Below are 20,080 nucleotides of genomic sequence, written 5' to 3'. Positions count from 1 at the left end.
CGCCGGCACCCGTCGCGGCCTCCACCGCGGGCGCGCTGCCCGACGTCAGCCACCATCCGCGCACGCAGCGGCTGTTCCTGGTGCTGGCGACCTTCTTCGTCGCCAACGCGCTGCTGGCCGAGTTCATCGGCGTCAAGATCTTCGCGCTCGAGGACACGCTCGGCATCGACCCGCTGAGGTGGAACCTGTTCGGCGAGAGCGGCTCGCTGAACTTCACCGCCGGCACGCTGCTGTGGCCGATCGTGTTCGTGATGACCGACGTCGTGAACGAATTCTTCGGCAAGCGCGGCGTGCGCTTCATCAGCTGGCTGGCGGCGGCGCTGATCGTCTACGGCTTCGTTTTCGCCTACGTCGCGATCGCGCTGGCGCCGGCGGCATGGTGGGTCGGCGTCGCCACCGGCCAGGGCGTGCCCGACTACCAGGCGGCATTCGCGGCGGTGTTCGGCCAGGGCCTGTGGACGATCGCCGGCTCGCTGGTCGCATTCATGATCGGCCAGTTGATCGACGTCGGCGTATTCCACCGCATCCGCGCGGCGACCGGCGAGCGCATGGTCTGGCTGCGCGCGACCGGCTCGACCGCGGTGTCGCAGCTGGTCGATTCCTTCGTCGTGCTCTACATCGCCTTCGTGCTCGGCCCGCAGCAGTGGCCGACCTCGCTGTTCCTCGCCGTCGGCAGCCTCAACTACGTCTACAAGATGGCGGCCGCGATCGCGCTGATCCCGCTGCTCTATCTGGTGCGGCGGGCGATCACCGGCTGGCTGGGCGCGGACACGGCGAAGGCGCTGCGCGAGCACGCCGCGCGGGACTGAGGCGCCACCGCACCACGACATCTTCACCCCGCGGGCGCGACCCTGCGACGCATCACGATTCCGGAGAACCGCGATGCTCGAAGGCCCCGTTGCCGATGCGACGATCTGGATCGACGCGCAGCCGGACGACGTCTGGATCGCACTGACGGATCCGGCCCGCATCCGCCGCTACCTGTTCGGCGCCGACGTGCGCAGCGACTGGCGCACCGGCAGCCCGATCCGCTGGTCCGGCGAGTACGCGGGCCGGCGCTTCGAGGACCACGGTGAGGTCATCGAGGCCGCGCCCGGCGTCCTGCTCGAGTATCGGCACGTCAGCGGCACGGCGAAGGACGGCGGCGACGACCTTGGCCACATCGTCCGCATCGACCTCGCCGGGGAGGACGGCGGCACCCGCGTGACGCTTCGCCAGGACGGCGCGGCCGACGTCGCCGCGCGCGAACACGCCGAGGCGAACTGGCGGCAGGTGCTGGCCGGGTTGAAGGACGTCGTCGAGGGCGAACACGGCGTCTCGACCCGCAGGTAGCACGACGGTTCGCTAGTTCCTGGTCGCTGCCCGCCCGTTCCCCCGCGCCAGGAACCGTCGCAGCGCCGCTTCCCATTGTCGCCCACCCCGGCAACGTGCGGCGAAGGCCGCGAGCCGTCCGTCCTCCCAGCCGGCGAATACCCGCGGATCGATATAGGCCTTGCGGCAGACGGCGACGGTGTTGCCGAGCGCGGCGGCGACATCGGCGACGACCTGCTTCTGCGCCGCGGCGATCGCGCTGGCGGCGATGCGGCCGTCGCGGCCCGGTTCCGGCAGCGGCGTCGCCGCGAGCAGGCGGAAGGCCAGCAGGGTGCCGCCCCAGGTGCGGAAATCCTTGGCGGTGAAGTCCTCGCCGCAGACGGCCTGCAGCCAGGCATTGACGTCGGCGGAATCGACCGGCACCACCGCACCGTCGTCGTCGACGTACTGGAACAGGGCCTGGCCCGGCAGTTCCTGGCAGCCGCGCACCAGCTTCGCCAGGCGCGCGTCTTCGACCTGCAGGTCGTGCTCCTTGCCGGCCTTGCCGCGGAAGCGCAGGCGCAGCCGGCCGCCACGCAGGTATTCGGCGTGGCGGTTGCGCAGCGTGGTCAGGCCGTAGGAACGGTTGCTGCGCGCGTATTCGTCGTTGCCGACCCGGCACAGCGTCTGCGCCATCAGCGCGACCACGAGGGCCAGCACCTTCTCGCGTGGCCAGCCGGGACGGCGCAGGTCGGCGCGCAGCCGGCGGCGCAGCTTCGGCAGGGCGTCGGCGAACGCGACGAGGCGGGCGTACTTGTTGTCGTCGCGCACCTGCCGCCAGCGCGCGTGGTAGCGGTACTGCTTGCGGCCGCGGGCGTCGCGGCCGGTGGCCTGCAGGTGGCCGCGCGGGCTGCGGCAGATCCACACGTCGGTCCAGGCCGGCGGGATCGCCAGTGCCCGGATCCGTGCGAGCGTGTCGGGGTCGCGCACCGGCCGGCCCTCGGCGTCGCGATAGTCGAAACCGCGGCCGGCGCGTTTTCGCCGGTAGCCGGACTCGCCGTCGCAGACCCAGCGCAGGCCGGCGCCGGCCGCATCGGCGAGCGCGTCTTCGGTGGCGGAGGCCGGCGTGGACATGGCGCGCAGGGTGGCGGCGGCCACGTGCACGTGACGACAATCCCTAGCCAGGCGAGCCGCGCCGGGCGCAGCATCGCTGCAATTCCCAAGGAGGCCGACGATGATCCGATTCCGCCGCTTCGCTTTGCTGCCCGCCCTGCTGTTGGCCGCCAGTGCCGTGATCGCGACCTCGCAGGTGCCGCCGCCCCCGGAAGCGCCGGCGGCCGATGCCTTCGGCGATCCCGCCCTCGTCGCCGCAGTGCGGGCCGCCGAGACCGCCTTCGCGCAGACGATGGCGGACCGCGATTTCGACGCGTTCGCCGCGCACATCGCCGACGACGCGATCTTCGTCAACGGCGCCCGGCCGCTGAACGGCAAGGCGACGATCCTCGCCGAGTGGCGCAACTACTTCGCCGACGCCGAGGCGCCGTTCTCCTGGCGGCCCGAGACCGTCGTCGTGCTGTCCAGCGGCCAGCTCGCGCAGACCAAGGGTCCGGTGTTCGCGCCCGACGGCAACGTGGTCGCCGAGTTCCGCTCGACCTGGCGCCGCGACGCCGATGGCACCTGGCGCGTCGTGTTCGACGACGGCGCCTGTGCCTGCCGCCGCGCCGCGCCGGCGGAAGCCGCGCCGGCCGCGGCGGAGTGAGCGCCTGATGGCCGCCGCCGGCAGCGACCATCTGGTCGACGTGGTGGTGCTGCTCGGCGCCGCGGTGGTCGCGGTGCCGCTGTTCCGCCGGCTCGGGCTCGGCTCGGTGCTGGGCTATCTGGCGGCCGGGCTGGCGATCGGTCCGTTCGGGCTCGGCCTCTTCGCCGATCCGCAGACCATCCTGCATACCGCCGAACTCGGGGTGGTGATGTACCTGTTCGTGATCGGCCTGGAGATGCGGCCGAGCCACCTGTGGGGGCTGCGCCGGGAGATTTTCGGGCTCGGCACCCTGCAGATCGCCACCTGCGGCCTGCTGCTGACCGGCCTGGGCATCGGCTATGGCCTGCGCCCCGGCGTCGCCTTCGTCGCCGCGTTCGGCTTCGTGCTGACCTCGACCGCGATCGTGATGCAGCTGCTCGCCGAGCGCGGCGACATCAATCTGCCCTCGGGCCGTCGCATCGTCGCGATCCTGCTGTTCGAGGACATGCTGATCGTGCCGCTGCTGGCGATCGTCGCCTTCATGTCGCCGGCCGATGCCGCGCCGGCGGCCGCCGGCGAGCGCTGGCTCGCGGTCGGCACCGGCATCGCCTCGCTGGCGGCGCTCATCGTCGCCGGCATGTTCCTGCTCAACCCGCTGTTCCGGGTGCTGGCGGCGGCACGCGCGCGCGAGGTGATGACGGCGGCGGCGCTGCTGGTCGTGCTCGGCGCCGCGCTGCTGATGCAGCTCGGCGGCCTGAGCATGGCGATGGGCGCCTTCATCGCCGGCGTGCTGCTGTCGGAGTCGAGCTTCCGGCATCAGCTCGAAGCCGACATCGAACCATTCCGTGGCCTGCTGCTCGGCCTGTTCTTCCTGGCCGTCGGCATGGCCCTCGACCTCGCGCTGGTGGCCGCGAACTGGCCGCTGATCGTCGCCGGCGTGCTGGCGATGATGGCGGTGAAGGGCGTCGCGATCTACGCGGTCGCGCGGCTGCTGAAGACGCCGCATGCGGAAGCCTTCGACCGCGCGGTGCTGATGGCGCAGGGCGGCGAGTTCGCCTTCGTGCTGTTCGCCGCCGCCGCGGCAGAACGGGTGATCGACACCGGCACCGCCGCCAGGATGACCGCGATCGTCGTGCTGTCGATGCTGCTGACGCCGCTGTTCGTGCTCGTCGGCAAGCGCCTCGTGCGCAAGCCGGCGCCGTCGCTGGAGGGTGTCGAGGCGGCACGCGACCTGCGCGCGAACGTGCTGCTGATCGGTTTCGGCCGCTTCGGCCAGGTGGTGAGCCAGCCGCTGCTGGCGCGCGGCTTCGAGGTCACGATCATCGAGACCAATCCCGAGGACATCCGCAACGCCGCCGACTACGGCTTCAAGGTGCATTACGGCGACGGCACCCGCCTCGACGTGCTGCACGCGGCCGGCGCCGGCCACGCCTGCGCGATCCTGGTCTGCATCGACGACCGCGCGGCCGCCGACCGCGTCGTCGCGCTGGCGAAGCAGCACTTCGCGCAGGCCAGCCTGCTGGTGCGCGCCTTCGACCGCGAGCACGCGTATTCGCTGGTGCGGGCCGGCGTCGATTTCCAGATCCGCGAGGTGTTCGAGTCGGCGCTGGCCTTCGGCGCGGCCGCGCTGCGCGAGCTCGAGGTGCCCGACGAGGAGGTCGAGCGCGTGCTCGCCGAGGTTCGCCGCCGCGACGGCGAGCGCTTCCAGCTGGAACTCGCCGGCGGTGAGTTCGCCGGGCGCGCGCTGATCTACGGCAACGCGAGGAAGCCCAGTTCGTAGGAGTGGCTTCAGCCGCGATGCCTTCCACGTTCAAGGCATGTGGCGGAAGAGAAGAGAAGATAAAGAAAAGAAAAGAAAGAAAAGAAAGAGAAGAAAAGGCGTATCGCGGCTGAAGCCGCTCCTACAGGACGTCGGTCGTGAGTCCCGGGCGCGCGAGGGTCACGTCGCTGCCGAAGCGTTCCTGCAGCGTGCGTGCGAACGCCGTGCGTGCGCGGTCCTCGCCGTGCACCAGCACGACCGGCGGCGCGCCGTCGATACGCCCGTACCATTCCGCGAGGCCATCGCGGTCGGCATGCGCGGACAGGCCGCCGACGGTGTGCACATGCGCACGCACCGGAACGCGTTCGCCCATCAGCATCACCGCGTCCGCACCGTCGACCAGCCGGCGGCCGAGCGTGCCCTCGGCCTGGTAGCCGGGAAAGATCAGCCGCGTCTGCGCGTGCCCGAGGTTGTGCCGCAGGTGGTGGCGGATGCGGCCGCCGTTGCACATGCCGGAGCCGGCGATGATGATCGCGCCGCCGCGCACGCCGTTGATGCCGCGCGACTGCGCCTGGTCGACGGTGAGGCGCAGGTTCGGCAGCCGGAACGGCTCCGGACGGTCGCGCCAGGTGCGCTTCGCGGCCTCGTCGAACAGGTCCGCGTGCTTCGCGTAGACGCCGGTGACCTTCGCGGCCATCGGGCTGTCGACGAAGATCTTCCAGCGCGCCAGTTTCCATTCGTCCCAGTGGCGCGCGAACCAGTACAGGAGTTCCTGGCTGCGGCCGACGGCGAAGGCCGGGATCAGCACATTGCCCTGGTCGCGCCAGGCGTCTTCGAGGATCCCGCCGATCTCGGCGACGGTGGCGGCGCGGTCGCGGTGGCGACGGTCGCCGTAGGTCGATTCCAGCAGCACGAGGTCGGCGCGCGGCACCGGCGCCGGATCGCGCAGGATCGGCGTGCCGCGCGGGCCGATGTCGCCGGAGAACACCAGCACGCGTTCGTGCCCGTCTTCCTGCGCGCGCAGTTCGACGCTGGCCGAACCGAGGATGTGGCCGGCATCGCGCAGCGTCAGCACGACGCCGGGCAGGATTTCCGTGGCTTCGTCGTAGGCGATCGCCCGCAGCTGCCGGATCGTCGCCTCGACGTCGTCGCGGTCGAACAGCGGCCGGTGGTCGCTGCGGCCGTCGCGGGCCTCGCGGTTGAAGCGGGCGGCGTCGGCCTCGGCCAGCGAGGCGGCATCGAGCAGCATGATCGGCAGCAGGTCGGCGGTGGCCTTCTGGGCCCAGATCGGGCCGCGGTAGCCGCGTGCGACCAGCAGCGGCAGCCGGCCGCAGTGGTCGATGTGGGCGTGGCTGAGCACGACCGCATCGAGCCCGTCGACGGCGAACGGGAACGGCTCGAGATTGCGCCGTTCCTGTTCCCGGCTGCCCTGGATCATGCCGCAGTCGAGCAGCAGCCGGTGGCCGCCGGCCTCGACCTCGTGGCAGGAACCGGTGACCTCGCCTGCCGCTCCGTGGAAACGAACACGCATAATCACCGGCTCCTGGTCGCGGCCCCTACTGGCCCATTTCCTCGAGCAGGCGCGGCGCCGGGAAGACGTCGCGCATCACCCACAGCATGAAGCGGTGGTCGACCGAGATCATGCGCGTCATCACCGGGTCGAACACCCAGTTCGAGCTGACGCTCTCCCAGTTGCCGTCGAAGGCCAGGCCGACCAGGCGACCGCGGGCATCGAGCACCGGCGAACCGGAGTTGCCACCGGTGATGTCGAGGTCGGACAGGAAGTTCACCGGGATGCGCGCCTTCTCCTCGGCGCTCATCGCCGCCGCGGTGTCGATCAGGGCCTGCGGAGCGTCGAACGGCTCCTCGCCGGTGTGCTTGGCGACGAGACCGTCGATCGAGGTGAACGGGGTGTGCTCGACGCCGTCGCGCGGCACGTAGCCGACGACGTTGCCGAAGGTGAGGCGCAGGCTGAGGTTGGCGTCCGGATACACGGACTCACCGCGGCTGCGCTTGTAATCCTGCACCGCCGCCAGGTAGACCGGGCGGAAGCGGTTGTTGTCGCCGGCCCGCGCGCGGCCGACGTCCTCGAGCGCCAGCAGTTCCGGCATCAGCGCCACCGCCAGCTTCGCCAGCGGATCCTCGCTGCTCTCGAAAGCGGCGCGGTCGGACTGCAGCAGCGCCAGGCGAGCGTCGGTGGTGGCGAGCGTGGTCGAGGCATAGGCCGCATCCAGCGCACGCGCGACCGCCGCGGCGTCGTTGCCGCCGATCCAGGCGTCGACCGCCGGGATGCGCTGCCCGGCCGGCAGCTTCAGGTACTCGGCGAACCAGTAGGCGAGCAGCTGCTTCTCCATCTCCGGGTGGAACCGGCGCTCGAGCTGGCGCACGCCGCCCTCGAAGGCCGGCAGGTCGCGTTCCTGGTAGCCCTGCGCGCGCTCGGCATTGGGCTTCGCGCGCTCGATCGAAAGGCGGTACAGCGAGCGCACGTTGCCGAGCAGGCCGGTGTTGCCGAGCTGGCCGATCACCAGGTCGCGCTCGCGCGTCTTCGCGGAATCGGCGGCGATGCGCACCAGCTGCGCGTGCGCGTCGAGCGCGGCGCGGCCTTCGCGGCCCCGGCTGCGCAGCCAGGCGAGCACCGCCTGTTCCTCGCGCTGCTTGTGGCCGGCGGCGTCGGTGCGGCGGAAGCCGTTGAGCTGGCCGTCCCAGTTCTTCGTCGAATTGTTCCAGCCGCGCACGGTCGTCGCGTACTTCACCGCGATGTCCGGGTTGGTCGCGCTGGCGGCGTCGATCATCGCGATCAGCGCCTTCAGGTGGGCGCCGACCACCGGATACTGCCAGTCCTGCACGGCGCGGAACTCGTCGTACAGCGCGTAGCGCGCGGTCGAGCCCGGGTAGCCGGCGACCATCACGAAATCGCCCGCCTCGAGCGGCTGGTCGGCGAGCTTCAAGTACTGGTTCGGCTGGAAGGGCACGTTGTCTTCGGAATACGGCGCCGGCTTGCCGTCCGGACCGACGTAGGCGCGGTAGAACGAGAAGTCGCCGGTGTGGCGCGGCCACATCCAGTTGTCGACGTCGCCGCCGAAGCTGCCGACGCCGCCCGGGGGCGCGTAGACCAGGCGCACGTCACGGATCTCGATCTGCCGGAACAGGCGGTAGGTCTGGCCGCCGAAGAAGTTGTAGACGGTGCAGCGGTAGCCGGCGTCGGCCTCGCACTCGGCGATGATCGCCTTCTGCGTTTCCTCCAGCTTCTTCTGGCGCTCGAGGCCCTGCAGGTCGCCGGCGGCGCCGCGCATGCGCTCGGTGACGTCGCTGATGCGGTCCATCACGTAGACGCGGGCATTCGGGCCGGCCGAGACCTCATCCGCCATCGTCGCGGCGTTGAAGCCGATGTCCATCAGATTGCGCTCGGGCGTCGAGTTCAGCTGGATCGCGCCGTAGGCGCAGTGGTGGTTGGTGACGACCAGGCCCTGCGGCGACACGAACGAGGCGGTGCAGCCACCGAGCGCGACGACGGCGCCCATCGGATCGCCGGTGAGGTCGGCCAGCTGCTGCGGGTCCAGTTCCAGGCCGGCCTGGGCCAGCGGCCCGGCGATCTCGGGCAACTGCTGCGGAACCCACATGCCCTCCTTCGCCTGCGCGGCGAACGACAGCGATAGTGCGGCGGCGAGAACGGTGAAGCGCATGGCGGGACCTCGTGCGGGTGGAAAGACCCCAAGCCTAGCAGCGGCCGACACCCTTGGTCCGTGACTTGCGGCTAGACTTCCGGCATTCGACAGGGGAATGGGACATGCGCGAAGGCCTGGCTTTTCCGACGCTGCTCGTGCTGTCCCTGGCAGTGGCGCCGACAGCGCGCGCGCAGTCCCCCGACGATGCCCTCGCCGCGCAGTGGAACGCGATCTGCGCCGGCGCGACCGGCGACCTGGTGACGCGCTGCGCCGACATCCTCGCCGGGGGCCCGGGCAGCCGCGAAGCGGCGGCCGCAGGCAACGCGCTCGACGAGATCCCCGGCCAGGGCCGCGCGGCGACGCGCGACGGCGCCCCCGACGACGCCGTCGCCGGCATCGAACTCGCGCCGGGCTGGTCGCTGTTCTTCTCCGCCGACCGCGGCCGCCTGAAGCGCCGCGACGGCGTCAACGAGGCGCCCTTCGACGGCGACACCGGCAGCCTCACCGCCGGCGTCGACTGGATGCCGGCCGAGGGCTGGCAGCTGGCGCTGCTGCTCAGCCATACCCGCGACGACCTCGCCTTCCTCGGCAGCAGCGGGCGCATGCGCACCGGCTTCACCGGCCCGGTGCTCGCCGCCGGCTGGACGCCGCATCCGGCCTGGTCGGTCGACGCCTACGCCGGCCGCCTCGCCGGCGACTACGACCTGCGCCGGCACATCCTCTACCGCCTGCCTTCGGGCATCGCCGTCGATGCCGTCGCGAGCGCGGCGATGGACGCCGAGCGCGAGCTCGCCGGCGGCGGCGTCACCTGGACCCTGCCCGCCGGGGGCTGGGAGTGGCAGTTCGGCGCCGGCGTCGACTGGCAGCGCACGACGATCGACCCCTACCTGGAGAGCGGCGGTGCCGGTTTCGCGATCCGCATCCCCGGCCGCGCGGTGGTCAGCCGCCGCGGCCGCCTCGATGCGACGCTGAGCCACACGATCTCCACGACCTGGGGCGTCTGGCAGCCGATGGCGCGGCTCGGCTGGCGGCACGAGTACGCCAATCCGTCGCGGCCGGTACGGGTGACCTTCCTGCAGGATGCGAACGCGACCCCGGTGATCTTCGCGACCGACGACGCCGACAGCGACTGGGGCGAAGCCGGCCTCGGCGCGGTGTTCGTCTTCACCGGCGGCCATTCCGGCTTCATCGAATACCGCCAGCGCATCGGTCATGCCTTCCTGCAGGAGCGCGTGCTCGCCATCGGCTGGCGCGTCGAACTGTAGGAGCGGCTTCAGCCGCGATCGGTGCAGGTTGACGAGGGGAGTTCAGCCCCCGGGCGTATAATCGCCGCCCTCCCCGCCGCTCCCGGAACGGTTCGAAATGACGCAGCAGACGATGAAAGCGCTGGTGAAGCGCCATGCGGAAAAGGGCATCTGGATGGAGCAGGTGCCGGTGCCGGCGCCGGGCGCGAACGAGGTGCTGATCAAGCTCGAGAAGACCGCGATCTGCGGCACCGACCTGCACATCTACAAGTGGGACGAGTGGAGCCAGCGCACGATCCGGCCGGGACTGGTGATCGGCCATGAATTCGTCGGCCGCATCGTCGAGATCGGCCCCGGCGTCACCGGTTACCGGATCGGCGACCGCGTCTCCGCCGAAGGCCACATCGTCTGCGGCCACTGCCGCAACTGCCGCGCCGGCCGCCAGCACCTGTGCCCGAACACCGTCGGCATCGGCGTCAACCGCGACGGCGCCTTCGCCGAATACATCGTGATGCCGGCGACCAACCTGTGGCCGATCCCGGACTCGATCCCGTCGGAACTCGCCGCCTTCTTCGACCCCTACGGCAATGCCGCGCACTGCGCGCTCGAGTTCGACGTGGTCGGCGAAGACGTGCTGATCACCGGCGCCGGCCCGATCGGCATCATCGCCGCCGGCATCTGCAAGCACATCGGCGCCCGCAACGTCGTCGTCACCGACGTCAACGACTACCGGCTGAAGCTCGCCGCCGAGATGGGCGCCACGCGGGTGGTGAACGTCTCGAAGCAGTCGCTGAAGGAAGTGATGAAGGACCTGCACATGGAGGGCTTCGACGTCGCCCTCGAGATGAGCGGCAATCCGCGCGCCTTCAACGACATGCTCGACTGCATGTACAACGGCGGCAAGGTCGCCCTGCTCGGCATCCTGCCGAACGGCGCCGGCATCGACTGGGACAAGGTGATCTTCAAGGGCCTGGTGCTGCACGGCATCTACGGCCGGAAGATGTACGAGACCTGGTACAAGATGACGCAGCTCGTGCAGTCGGGTTTCCCGCTGCAGAAGGTGCTGACCCACCAGGTCCACATCGACGACTTCCAGCGCGGTTTCGAGCTGATGGAGTCCGGGCAGTGCGGCAAGGTCGTCTGTTCCTGGACCTGACGCCCGCCGCCGCCGCGCGCCGTCCGTCCCTGCTGCTCCGCCTGCTGCCGGCCGCCGTGTCGGCGGCGACGGTGGTGGTCGCGCTGGCGGCGCTGGCGCCGGTTCCCGCGCAGGCGCGTGGCGTCGCGACGGTGATCGAGCGGGTGCCGGTCAGTGATCCCGCCGACGCCACGACCGAGCTCGAGCCGGTGTTCGCCGCCGAGACGCTGCTGCCTCCCGAACTGCTGTCCGGTCCCGGCTGGCGCGTCGATCCCGAAGTGCCGATCCGCGGCCACCAGGCGCGCTTCACGATCCGCAGCCGCTGGGGCGACGTCGAGGCCGACAGCGTCGCCCTGCTGGCGGTGCGCGTGCGCGAAATGCCGGCACTCGCGCGGCTGGACGAGTCCGGCATCGCCCGCGTGATCGCCGATGCCGCGGTGGACCGCGCCGGCGAGCCGGTGCGGGACCTGCAGGCGATCGCCACCTCGCCGGTCGCCAGCGTCACCGGCCTGCCGCAGGGCGTCGGCCGCTGGTTCAGCGAGAAATGGCAGACGCTGCGCGAACGCACCCGCCGCCTCGGCGATCGCGGCCATGAGCTGGTGATGGACAACGACGACGCCTGGGAGGATCCCGCCGGGCCGCTCGGCGCCGCCGGCGACGAGGAGGACGATCCGTCACGCGGCTGGTGGCAGCGCCGCGGTCGCGACGTGGTGCGCGAAGGCAAGCGCCAGGCTGCGTTCCCGGACGCGCGCCGTCAGCTCGCCGCCCGCCTCGGCGTCGATCCGGATACCGGCAACCGCCTGCTCGGCGACCGCCTCGACCAGCTCGCCTGGGCCGAGGCCAGCGGCCGCCTCGCGACCGGCGAGGCCCTGCGCCTGCTCGGTGGCGACGCGATCGCGGTCGCCGGCCACGCCGCCGACGTCAACCGCTTCGTGCTGCAGCCACCGCCGCGCGAAGTGCGCCGGGAGACACTGGCCGCGCTGACGCCGCATTGCGCCGACGATCGCCTGCTGCGGACCTTCGTGCACGCCGGCGCCTGGACGCCGGCACTGCAGCAGGAATTCGTCGCGATCTACCTGCGCCTGCAGCCCGGCGAAGGCTGCGAGGCCCTGCTCGAGACCGCCCTGCTCGCCGGCGACGAGCCGCAGGCGCGCTTCGTGATCGACAGCCTGCGCCTGCTCGCCGCCCACGTCGGCGCCGATGCCACCGGCGGCCGCCTGCTGCCACAGGGCGCGCTGCTGGCCTGGGAGTCCGCGCAGGGGGAACTGGTGCTGCCGCTGGCGGTGGACTGGCTGGCCTGGACCCCGGAAATCCGCCGCTGGTTCGAGCTGCCGGCCATCGACCGGCGACCGCATCGCCTGCTGCTGCTGTCGGGCGGGATCAGCGATACCGCCGCGCGCGAGCTGACGGGCCGCGGCTGGAGCCTGGTGACGGCGATGCCCTACGAAGGCGCCCCGCCCTATCTGCGCCCGTTCTCGCCGCAACCGGTGGCGACGCGGGCGGAAGCGCCGCCGCCGGAGAGCCCGGCGGACGGCGCCGGACGCTGAATCAGCCGCCGATCGAGAAGGTCAGCACGACCCGGCCGTCGCCGGTATCGCCGAAGTTGTAGTCGCCGGCCTTGCCGGTGTCGTAGTAGCCGAGGGCGATGTTGACGGAACCGAAGTCGCGGTTGATGCCGATCATCCAGTCGGCGTAGTCCTCGACCCCGGTGGCGTCATCGAACGCGCTCCAGCCGCCACCCAGATCGAGGTTGAAGCCGTTGCCGATCCCGACGCTGGTGTTGATGCCGTAGTACCAGCCGTTCTCGCCGGTCGCCCAGACGTCGTTCGAGTAACCCAGGGTGAAGGTCAGCATCTCGGCGTACGTCAGCGCGCCGATCAGCTCGAGGTAGTCGGAGTCACCGTAGGCGCGGTCCTCGCCGAAATAGTTGTAGCGGTTGAGCATCAGGTCGAAGTTCCAGGCGTCGCTGATGTCGTGGTTCCAGCCGATGTAGGTGTCGATCTCGACCGACGGGCTGCCCGGGCCGAAGTCGACCGTCGAGCCCCAGACGCCGACGTAGAAGCCGCTGCCGAGCTCGTAGTCGAAGCCGAGCTGGATCGCCGGGTTCTCGTCGCTCTGCGAGGCGCCGCGGAACACGTAGTCGCTGGTGATGGCGGCGTTCCAGCTGAACGGGCCTTCCTCCTCCTCTTCCTGGGCCTGGGCGGCCACCGGCAGCGCCAGCAGCAGCGCGGCGGCGAGGGCGAACGGCGTCTTGCGGTAGCGGCGGGTCATGGCGAACTCCTGGGCTGGGTTAGGAAAAGGTGAAGCCGGGATGGCATTGCAGCACGAGCCGGGCCCAACGTCGATAATGTGCCCCTCCCCGAAAGCAGAGTCCGTCGCATGTCCGCCAACGCCCTCGCCCGCTACGCTGCCGAACTGGACGCGATCCGCGACCAGGGGCTGTTCAAGTCCGAACGGATCATCACCGGGCCGCAATCGGCCGAGATCGTGCTGGCCGACGGCCGCCGGGTCCTGAACTTCTGCGCGAACAACTACCTGGGGCTGGCCGACCATCCGGACGTGATCGCCGCCGCCAAGGAGGCGCTCGACAGCCACGGCTTCGGCATGGCCTCGGTGCGCTTCATCTGCGGCACCCAGGACCTGCACAAGCAGCTCGAGGCGAAGATCGCCGGCTTCTTCGGCACCGAGGACACGATCCTCTATGCCGCCTGCTTCGATGCCAACGGCGGACTCTTCGAGCCTTTGCTCGGCGAGGAGGACGCCATCGTGTCCGACGCCCTGAACCACGCCTCGATCATCGACGGCGTGCGCCTTTGCAAGGCCAGGCGCTACCGCTACGCCAACAGCGACATGGCCGATCTCGAGAGGCAGCTGCAGCAGGCCCGCGCCGATGGCGCCCGCACGATCATGATCACCACCGACGGCGTGTTCTCGATGGACGGCTTCATCGCCCCGCTCGTCGAGATCACCGCGCTGGCGGCGAAGTACGACGCGCTCGTGCACATCGACGAATGCCATGCCACCGGCTTCCTCGGCGCCACCGGCCGCGGCAGCGCCGAGGTGCACGGGGTGATGGACCGCATCGACGTGTTCACCGGCACCCTCGGCAAGGCGCTCGGCGGCGCGCTGGGCGGTTTCACCACCGGCCCGAAGGCGGTGATCGAGATGCTGCGCCAGCGTTCGCGGCCCTACCTGTTCTCGAACTCGCTGCCGCCGCACGTGGTCGCCGCCGGCATCAAGGTGTTCGACATGCTCGCCGCGGCCGGCGACCTGCGCGCGAAGCTGGCGGAGAACACCGCCTACTTCCGCGCGCGGATGGCTGCCGCCGGCTTCGAACTCAAGCCCGGCGTGCACCCGATCTGCCCGGTGATGCTGCACGACGCACCGCTGGCGCAGAAGTTCGCGGCGCGCCTGCTCGAAGAGGGCATCTACGCGATCGGCTTCTTCTTCCCGGTGGTGCCCAAGGGCCAGGCGCGCATCCGCACGCAGATGAGCGCCGCGCACACCCGCGAGCACCTGGATCGCGCGATCGCCGCGTTCGTGAAGGTCGGCCGCCAACTGGGCGTCATCGCCGGATGAGGACCCAGGGCGTCGTCGCCGTGCTGATCGCAGTGGTCGGTGCGGCCGCGGCGGCCTGCTGCGGCTTCCAGTTCCTGCTCACCCTGGCCTACGCGCTCTGGGGCCTGGCCCTGCTGTACGGCCTCGGCCTGGGCTTCGGCTGTGGCCTGCTGCCGGTGCTGCTCTGGCGGGATCGGGCGGCCTGAGGCCCGCCACCAGGGCCTCGGCTTCCGCTGCCGACAGCCGCCGCCAGCCGCCCTTCGCGAGCTCGCCGAGCAGCACGTCGCCGATGGCGACACGCACCAGTCGCAGCACGCCGATGTCGAAGGCCGCGAGCAGGCGGCGGATCTGCCGGTTGCGGCCTTCGTCGAGCACGATCTCCAGCCACGCGGTGCGGCCGCCGCTGCGCAGCGGGCGCACGGATTTCGCCGCCAGGAACTCGCCGGCGTCCTCGATGCCGGCCTGCAGCGCCGCCAGCAGGGCGGCATCCGGCACCGCATCGACCTGCACGTGATAGGTCTTGTCGGGGCCGCTGTCCGGGTCGGTCACCGCTGCGGCCCATTGCGGATCGTTGGCGAGCAGCAGCAGGCCCTCGCTGGCCTTGTCGAGGCGGCCCACCGGCGCCAGCCAGGGCAGGCCGGCACCGTCCAGGCAGCGGTAGACGGTGTCGCGGCCCTGCTCGTCACGGGCGGTGGTCACCAGGCCGCGCGGTTTGTTCAGGGCGATGACGATGCGTTCGGCGGCCGTCACCGGCAGGCCGTCGACCGTGATCGCAGCCTGGCCGGGCGAGACCGGGAAATCGGGATCGCGAACGATGCGGCCGGCGACCGCGACACGGCCGCCGCGCACCCATTCCGCCGCCTGCGTGCGCGAACAGAGTCCGAACTTCGACAGCATCCGGGCGATGCCATGGCGGCCGGCGGACTTGCCGGCAGCGACCGCTCCGGTCCCGTCGCGGCGGGGACCCGTTCGACGGGGTGGGCGGCGGTACGGCGTACGCGGGTTCAGCAGGCGGCCGTCGTCACGACGGTCGGCGGCGCGCAGCCGACGGTTTGCGGCGCCGGCGCCGCGCCGCCCGGGACCGGCTGGCTGGTGGCGCCGCTCTCGACCGCGGTGCCGGTGGTCGAAGCCGGGCGACCGGTGGCGACGCGGATGCCCTTCGCGGCCATCCACGCGTCGAACTCGGCCGCGGTCATCTGGCGGCCTTCCTGGGTCATGTAGAAGCGGTAGGCCATCTGGTCGTCCGGCGCCGGCGTCGGCGCCGCCGGCCGCCGCACGCGTTCGACGTAGGACAGCAGGTTGATGCAGGCGACGACTTCGGGCTGCGGGCGCGCCATTTCCGGCGTCGGCACCGTGGCCGGCATCGGTGCGAGGGTCGCGGCGCCGCAGGGTGCGACGGCGGGCGACGACGCCACCCCGACCGGCGCGTGCGCGAACAGCGGCAGCATCAGGGCGAACAGGAACGGACGACGGAACATCAGGCTTCCCCGGAAGTCGAACGACGCGCGCAGCTTAGGCGCGCACGCCGGAAAAAAGAAGCCCGGCGCGAGGCCGGGCTTCCCTGTTGCTTCGCTGCGTCCGATCAGTTCAGGACGTTCAGCTCGGTGCGGCGGTTGGTCTCGGACTTGCAGCCCGGGAACGCATCGCCCAGCTGCTCGATCGGGCGGCTCTCGCCGTACGCGTTCGGGCCGGAGATGCGGGCCGAGTCGATGCCCTTGCCGATCAGGTAGTCGTACACGACGCGGGCGCGACGCTCGGACAGACGCTGGTTGTAGGCGTCGGTACCGCACTCGTCGGTGTGGCCGGCGAGCTCGAAGCGCATCTGCGGGTACTTCTGCAGGATCGACACGGCCTCGTCGAGGATCGCGATCGCGTCCGGACGCAGGGTGGCCTTGTCGAAGTCGAAGTTCACGCCACGCAGGTCGATGCGGACCACGACCGGGCAGCCGTCGGCGCCGATGGTCTGGCCAGCGGTCGAGTTCGGGCAGCGGTCGTTGCAGTTGTTGACGCCGTCACCGTCGTCGTCCAGGTCGGCGCAGGTGGTCTGCGGCGGCTGCGGCTCGACCGGCGGCGGGGCCACGGCGCGGTCGCCGAGCTTCAGCACGAAGGTCAGCTGGCCGATCAGGTCGTTGAAGCGGTCGGAATTCGGCGAACGGACGCTGCTGTCGTCCATCACCGAGCGCGACAGCAGCTCGGCGCGAACCGCGTAGCGGTCGTAGTCGGCCTGCAGGCCGACGCCCAGGTTCACGGTCAGGAAGCTGTCCTCACGCTGGCCGGTGCCCGGGAACGGGAAGAAGCTGTACTCCTCTTCCGCACGCTGCACGCCGAGGCCGACGCGCACGAACGGCCACCAGTTCTTGCCTTCCTTGATGAAGTGGTAGCGCGCGTCGAGCGAGGCGCCCCACTGCGTCCAGTTCAGGTCGGTGCCTTCGATGCCCGGATTCTGGTAGTTGAACTCGCCTTCCAGGCTCCAGTTCGGCGAGATGAAGCGGCCGAAGCCGAGGTGGCCGAACAGCACGTCCTCGGTTCCCCGGTCACTGTCCTGCCAGTTCTGGCCGACGCCGCCAGTGACGAACCAGCGATCGTCGTAGTCTTGCGCCGACGCGGACTGCGCCATCGCGATGGCGCCGAGCAGGGCGCAGCACAGGAGTTTCTTCTTCATGGTTTGCTCCAAATGAACTAGGGGGAACGACTCACGATCGGGGGACCTGGCATGCCGGGCATGCGCGCTCACGAAACTTTACCGCTGCTAACGGGTTAACGGGAATCTAACAAGCCAGCCAGGGCTTGGCAAGCTTACGCCCTCAGGATGTGAACAAATCGATAAAACGGTGGATCGGCGTCGCCTCGAAACGTGAAGTGTCACTGGTGAGGGCCAGGATCTGCTCGACCCGGCGGGACGGGAGCTGGCCACCGATCGCCGACTCGAATTTCTGCAGGAGGGCCGTGATGCCCTCGCCCCGGCGCTCGCGATGGCCGATCGGCACGTCGACCGCGACCCGCTCGCTGCGGGTGCCGTCCTTGAAGTGGACCTGCACCGCGTTGCCGATGAAGCGCTTGTCGGGATCGAAGTAGTCGGCGGTGAACTGCGGGTTCTCGCTGACCTCCATCTTCGCCCGCAGGGCGTCGATGCGCGGGTCGGCCGCGACGGTGTCGGAATAGTCGTCGGCGGTCAGGCGGCCGAAGATCAGCGGCACCGCGACCATGTACTGCAGGCAATGGTCGCGATCGGCGTAGTTCGCCAGCGGCCCGGTCTTGTCGATGATGCGGACCCCGGCTTCCTGCGTCTCGATCGTGATGCGCTCGATCTCGTCGAGCCGGCCGGCCACCTCACCGTGCAGCTTCATCGCGCATTCCACCGCGGTCTGCGCGTGGAATTCCGCCGGGAAGCTGATCTTGAAGAGGATGTTCTCCATCACGTAGCTGCCGAAGGGCCGCTCGAACTCGAACTCGCGGCCCTTGAACATCACGTCGGCGAAGCCCCAGGTCTTCGCGCTCAGCGCGCTCGGGTAGCCGACGCAGCCCTTCACCGCGTTCAGCGCGTGGGTGACGGCGCGGCGGCAGGCGTCGCCGGCGGCCCAGGACTTGCGCGGGCCGGCCTGCGGGGCGTGCCGGTAGGCGCGCAACGTGCCGCCGTCGATCCAGCTGTGGCTGACCGCGTTGACGATCTCGTCCTTGCTGCCGCCGAGCATGTGCGTGGTCAGCGCCGTCGACGCCAGCCGCACCAGGATCACGTGGTCGAGGCCGACCCGGTTGAAGCTGTTCTTCAGCGCGTAGCAGCCCTGGATCTCGTGCGCCTTGATCGCCGCGGTGAGGATGTCGCGGACGGTGATCGGCTTGCCGTGCTCGCGCTCGGCCTTGCGGCTGAGCCAGTCGCCGACCGCGAGGATCGCGCCGAGGTTGTCGGACGGATGGCCCCACTCCGCCGCCAGCCAGGTGTCGTTGAAGTCGAGCCAGCGGATCTGCACGCCGATGTTGTAGGCCGCCTGCGCCGGGTCGAGTTCCCAGGACGTGCCGGGAACGCGGGAACCGCCGGGCAGCACCGCACCGGGCACGATCGGGCCGAGGTGCTTGACGCATTCGGGATGGCGCATCGCCAGCATCGCGCAGGCCAGCGAATCCAGCAGCATGTAGCGCGCGGTCGTGTAGGCCTCGGACGAGCCGATGTAGTAGTCGGCGACGTAGTTGGCGATGTCCACCATCGCCTGGTCCGGATCGGTTCGTTTCGCGGAACGGCTGTCGTGCGTGCTCATGGGCATGCAGCTCCCCTGCTGCGGTGTCGACCGGCGAATCTTGCCAGATCACCCCGTCACGTGCAGGTCGCCTTCTCCGGGATCAGGCGGCGCGTGCGTCCAGGAAGTCGACGATCTGGTCGAGCACCGCCGGATCGCGCAGTACGTTGCGGTGGCCGAGGCCGCGGGTCGCCAGCAGGCGGGCGCGGGTCGCGCCGGCGATGCGCTCGGCGTCGGCGAACGGGATCACCGCATCCTCGTGGTCGTGCACCACCAGCAGCGGCTGGCCGATGCCGCCGGCGAGGCGGTCGATGTCCAGCGCTTCCGGCGGCATCCCGCTGCGCTGGCTCATCGCCGCGAAGAAGCGGCGGCGCGCGGTCTCGCCGAGGCCGAGCCGGCCGGCGATCCGCGCCAGCACGCCGCCGACGCCCGCCGGCGCCGCGATCGCCACCGAACGTTCGCTGCGCAGCCCCTGGCTCACCGCATACAGCACCGAGGCACCCCCCATCGAATGGCCGACCACCGCGTGCAGCGGCCCGAGTTCGGCGGCGGCCTCGCGCAGGGCATCGGCGAACACGACCGGATCGGCCTCCCGCCCCGGCGAGCGCCCGTGCGCCGGCGCATCGAGTGCCACGAGCCGGTAACCGCGCGCGGCGAGGCGCTCGCCGAGCCCGCGGAACTGCGCGGCGCGGCCTTCCCAGCCATGCAGGGCGAGCACGGTCGGGCCACCGGCGCCCCAGCGCAGGCCGGCGAGCCCGAAGCGGAACGTGACCGGCTCGGCGCCCGCCGGCTCGGGACGCCGGCGCGCCGGGCTCGGCCGGGTCGCCACCCGGCGCGCGAAGTCGGCGGCTACGGCCGGGGCGACCAGGCCGAGGGTGCGGATCAGCGGCGGCAGCATACGCATGGCGACCTCCGAGGTTTCTTCATGCAACCTGGCGGCACTCTGGCACCTCTGGTTGCATTATGCAACTCCACTCGGCGATGCTTGTGCGATGAAACGGGTCTCCTATGCCGACATGCCCTGCCCCGTCGCCCAGGCGCTGGAACGCGTCGGTGAATGGTGGAGCCTGCTGATCCTGCGCGAGTGCTTCCAGGGCACCCGCCGCTTCGCCGACTTCGAACGCCGGCTCGGGATCGCCAAGAACATCCTCAGTTCGCGCCTGAAGCGCCTGGTTGAAGTCGGCATCCTCGAACGCCGGCCGGCGAAGGACGACCCGCGCCAGATCGAGTACCGCCTGACCGAATGCGGCAAGGACCTGGCGCCGGTGCTGATCGCGCTCGCGCAGTGGGGCGACCGCTGGATCTACGGTGGCAAGTCGCCGGTGCGCTTCGTCAACCGGCACAGCGGCGTGCCGCTGGCGGCGGTGGGCCTGTTCGACGCCGCCGGCGAACCGCTGGCGCTGCGCGACCTGGCGATGCGCGCCTGCGACGAGCCACCCGCCTGACCGAACCCCGACGC

At 70.9% G+C, this 20,080-nt stretch carries 17 protein-coding genes and 1 pseudogene; 9 read left to right on the top strand and 9 right to left on the bottom strand.

Features of this window, described 5'->3' with window-relative positions; all coding sequences use genetic code 11:
* Positions 1 to 35 precede the first annotated feature (35 nt).
* Both K311_RS0100295 and K311_RS0100290 read left to right on the top strand, forming a co-directional pair.
* On the top strand, positions 36 to 809 hold the full coding sequence (locus tag K311_RS0100295; protein WP_026815645.1) for a queuosine precursor transporter: 774 nt from the start codon (positions 36 to 38) through the stop codon (positions 807 to 809).
* A gap of 73 nt (positions 810 to 882) precedes the next feature.
* Entirely contained in the window at positions 883 to 1,332 is a 450-nt protein-coding gene (locus tag K311_RS0100290; protein WP_026815644.1) for an SRPBCC family protein, read from the top strand.
* 12 nt (positions 1,333 to 1,344) lie between these two features.
* On the opposite strand, the gene K311_RS0100285 is transcribed toward K311_RS0100290, so the two are convergent.
* A complete protein-coding gene (locus tag K311_RS0100285; protein WP_425476564.1) occupies positions 1,345 to 2,577 on the bottom strand; it encodes a DNA topoisomerase IB in 1,233 nt (410 codons plus the stop codon).
* Here K311_RS0100285 and K311_RS14570 point away from each other — a divergent pair.
* A complete protein-coding gene (locus K311_RS14570) occupies positions 2,525 to 3,049 on the top strand; it encodes a YybH family protein (RefSeq protein ID WP_154659396.1) in 525 nt (174 codons plus the stop codon). The genes K311_RS0100285 and K311_RS14570 overlap by 53 nt on opposite strands.
* Positions 3,050 to 3,053: 4 nt before the next feature.
* Positions 3,054 to 4,787: pseudogene (locus K311_RS14565) on the top strand (monovalent cation:proton antiporter-2 (CPA2) family protein); the annotation flags it as partial.
* A 142-nt stretch (positions 4,788 to 4,929) separates the two neighbouring features.
* On the opposite strand, the gene K311_RS0100270 reads toward K311_RS14565, so the two are convergent.
* Both K311_RS0100270 and K311_RS0100265 read right to left on the bottom strand, forming a co-directional pair.
* Positions 4,930 to 6,318, bottom strand: coding sequence for an MBL fold metallo-hydrolase RNA specificity domain-containing protein (locus tag K311_RS0100270; RefSeq protein ID WP_026815642.1), 1,389 nt, complete (start codon positions 6,316 to 6,318; stop codon positions 4,930 to 4,932).
* Between the two features lie 25 nt (positions 6,319 to 6,343).
* Positions 6,344 to 8,470, bottom strand: a complete 2,127-nt coding sequence (locus K311_RS0100265; protein WP_026815641.1) for a S46 family peptidase — start codon at positions 8,468 to 8,470, stop codon at positions 6,344 to 6,346.
* Between the two features lie 104 nt (positions 8,471 to 8,574).
* Here K311_RS0100265 and K311_RS14560 point away from each other — a divergent pair, with 104 nt between their 5' ends.
* From K311_RS14560 to K311_RS0100250, 3 genes are all read left to right on the top strand, one after another.
* Positions 8,575 to 9,717: an autotransporter outer membrane beta-barrel domain-containing protein gene (locus tag K311_RS14560; RefSeq protein WP_043797676.1), complete on the top strand. Its 1,143-nt coding sequence runs from the start codon at positions 8,575 to 8,577 to the stop codon at positions 9,715 to 9,717.
* A gap of 112 nt (positions 9,718 to 9,829) precedes the next feature.
* Positions 9,830 to 10,852, top strand: a complete 1,023-nt coding sequence (gene tdh, locus K311_RS0100255; RefSeq protein WP_026815640.1) for an L-threonine 3-dehydrogenase — start codon at positions 9,830 to 9,832, stop codon at positions 10,850 to 10,852.
* Positions 10,822 to 12,378 (top strand): hypothetical protein, encoded by a 1,557-nt coding sequence (locus K311_RS0100250; protein WP_026815639.1) that lies wholly within the window; start codon positions 10,822 to 10,824, stop codon positions 12,376 to 12,378. Before tdh ends, K311_RS0100250 begins: the two co-directional genes overlap by 31 nt.
* A 1-nt stretch (position 12,379) precedes the next feature.
* Here the strand turns inward: K311_RS0100250 and K311_RS0100245 are convergent, their stop codons facing one another.
* Positions 12,380 to 13,102, bottom strand: coding sequence for a TorF family putative porin (locus tag K311_RS0100245; RefSeq protein ID WP_026815638.1), 723 nt, complete (start codon positions 13,100 to 13,102; stop codon positions 12,380 to 12,382).
* 108 nt (positions 13,103 to 13,210) lie between these two features.
* On the opposite strand from K311_RS0100245, the gene kbl reads away from it, so the two are divergent.
* Positions 13,211 to 14,410, top strand: coding sequence for a glycine C-acetyltransferase (gene kbl, locus K311_RS0100240; RefSeq protein WP_026815637.1), 1,200 nt, complete (start codon positions 13,211 to 13,213; stop codon positions 14,408 to 14,410).
* A 78-nt stretch (positions 14,411 to 14,488) separates the two neighbouring features.
* On the opposite strand, the gene K311_RS14555 is transcribed toward kbl, so the two are convergent.
* The 5 genes from K311_RS14555 to K311_RS0100215 form a co-directional block, all read right to left on the bottom strand.
* Positions 14,489 to 15,397, bottom strand: a complete 909-nt coding sequence (locus K311_RS14555) for a pseudouridine synthase (RefSeq protein ID WP_425476563.1) — start codon at positions 15,395 to 15,397, stop codon at positions 14,489 to 14,491.
* Entirely contained in the window at positions 15,394 to 15,867 is a 474-nt protein-coding gene (locus tag K311_RS14550; protein ID WP_043797677.1) for a hypothetical protein, read from the bottom strand. The genes K311_RS14555 and K311_RS14550 overlap by 4 nt, the downstream gene beginning before the upstream one ends.
* 104 nt (positions 15,868 to 15,971) lie before the next feature.
* Positions 15,972 to 17,051: an OmpA family protein gene (locus K311_RS0100225; RefSeq protein WP_026815636.1), complete on the bottom strand. Its 1,080-nt coding sequence runs from the start codon at positions 17,049 to 17,051 to the stop codon at positions 15,972 to 15,974.
* A 142-nt stretch (positions 17,052 to 17,193) separates the two neighbouring features.
* Positions 17,194 to 18,642 carry a bifunctional 2-methylcitrate dehydratase/aconitate hydratase gene (locus tag K311_RS0100220; RefSeq protein WP_026815635.1) on the bottom strand — a complete coding sequence of 483 codons (1,449 nt, stop codon included), beginning with the start codon at positions 18,640 to 18,642 and terminating at the stop codon, positions 17,194 to 17,196.
* Positions 18,643 to 18,724: 82 nt separating this feature from the next.
* Entirely contained in the window at positions 18,725 to 19,525 is an 801-nt protein-coding gene (locus K311_RS0100215) for an alpha/beta hydrolase (protein ID WP_026815634.1), read from the bottom strand.
* 88 nt (positions 19,526 to 19,613) lie between these two features.
* Here K311_RS0100215 and K311_RS14545 point away from each other — a divergent pair, with 88 nt between their 5' ends.
* Entirely contained in the window at positions 19,614 to 20,066 is a 453-nt protein-coding gene (locus K311_RS14545) for a winged helix-turn-helix transcriptional regulator (protein ID WP_043797678.1), read from the top strand.
* Positions 20,067 to 20,080 lie beyond the last annotated feature (14 nt).

Origin of the sequence: Arenimonas composti TR7-09 = DSM 18010 (assembly GCF_000426365.1) — a bacterium.
Taxonomy (GTDB): Bacteria; Pseudomonadota; Gammaproteobacteria; order Xanthomonadales; family Xanthomonadaceae; genus Arenimonas; species Arenimonas composti.
This window is presented reverse-complemented; position numbering and strand designations above follow the sequence as displayed.

Excerpts from the sequence above, each read along its gene's own strand:
- K311_RS0100265 (WP_026815641.1), bottom strand. The coding sequence starts at position 8,470 with ATGCGCTTCACCGTTCTCGCCGCCGCACTATCGCTGTCGTTCGCCGCG.
- K311_RS14570 (WP_154659396.1), top strand. The coding sequence starts at position 2,525 with ATGATCCGATTCCGCCGCTTCGCTTTGCTGCCCGCCCTGCTGTTGGCC.
- K311_RS0100270 (WP_026815642.1), bottom strand. The coding sequence starts at position 6,318 with ATGCGTGTTCGTTTCCACGGAGCGGCAGGCGAGGTCACCGGTTCCTGC.
- K311_RS14560 (WP_043797676.1), top strand. The coding sequence starts at position 8,575 with ATGCGCGAAGGCCTGGCTTTTCCGACGCTGCTCGTGCTGTCCCTGGCA.
- K311_RS0100290 (WP_026815644.1), top strand. The coding sequence starts at position 883 with ATGCTCGAAGGCCCCGTTGCCGATGCGACGATCTGGATCGACGCGCAG.
- K311_RS14545 (WP_043797678.1), top strand. The coding sequence starts at position 19,614 with ATGAAACGGGTCTCCTATGCCGACATGCCCTGCCCCGTCGCCCAGGCG.
- K311_RS0100220 (WP_026815635.1), bottom strand. The coding sequence starts at position 18,642 with ATGAGCACGCACGACAGCCGTTCCGCGAAACGAACCGATCCGGACCAG.
- K311_RS14550 (WP_043797677.1), bottom strand. The coding sequence starts at position 15,867 with ATGTTCCGTCGTCCGTTCCTGTTCGCCCTGATGCTGCCGCTGTTCGCG.
- K311_RS0100245 (WP_026815638.1), bottom strand. The coding sequence starts at position 13,102 with ATGACCCGCCGCTACCGCAAGACGCCGTTCGCCCTCGCCGCCGCGCTG.
- K311_RS0100225 (WP_026815636.1), bottom strand. The coding sequence starts at position 17,051 with ATGAAGAAGAAACTCCTGTGCTGCGCCCTGCTCGGCGCCATCGCGATG.
- K311_RS0100215 (WP_026815634.1), bottom strand. The coding sequence starts at position 19,525 with ATGCGTATGCTGCCGCCGCTGATCCGCACCCTCGGCCTGGTCGCCCCG.
- tdh (WP_026815640.1), top strand. The coding sequence starts at position 9,830 with ATGAAAGCGCTGGTGAAGCGCCATGCGGAAAAGGGCATCTGGATGGAG.
- kbl (WP_026815637.1), top strand. The coding sequence starts at position 13,211 with ATGTCCGCCAACGCCCTCGCCCGCTACGCTGCCGAACTGGACGCGATC.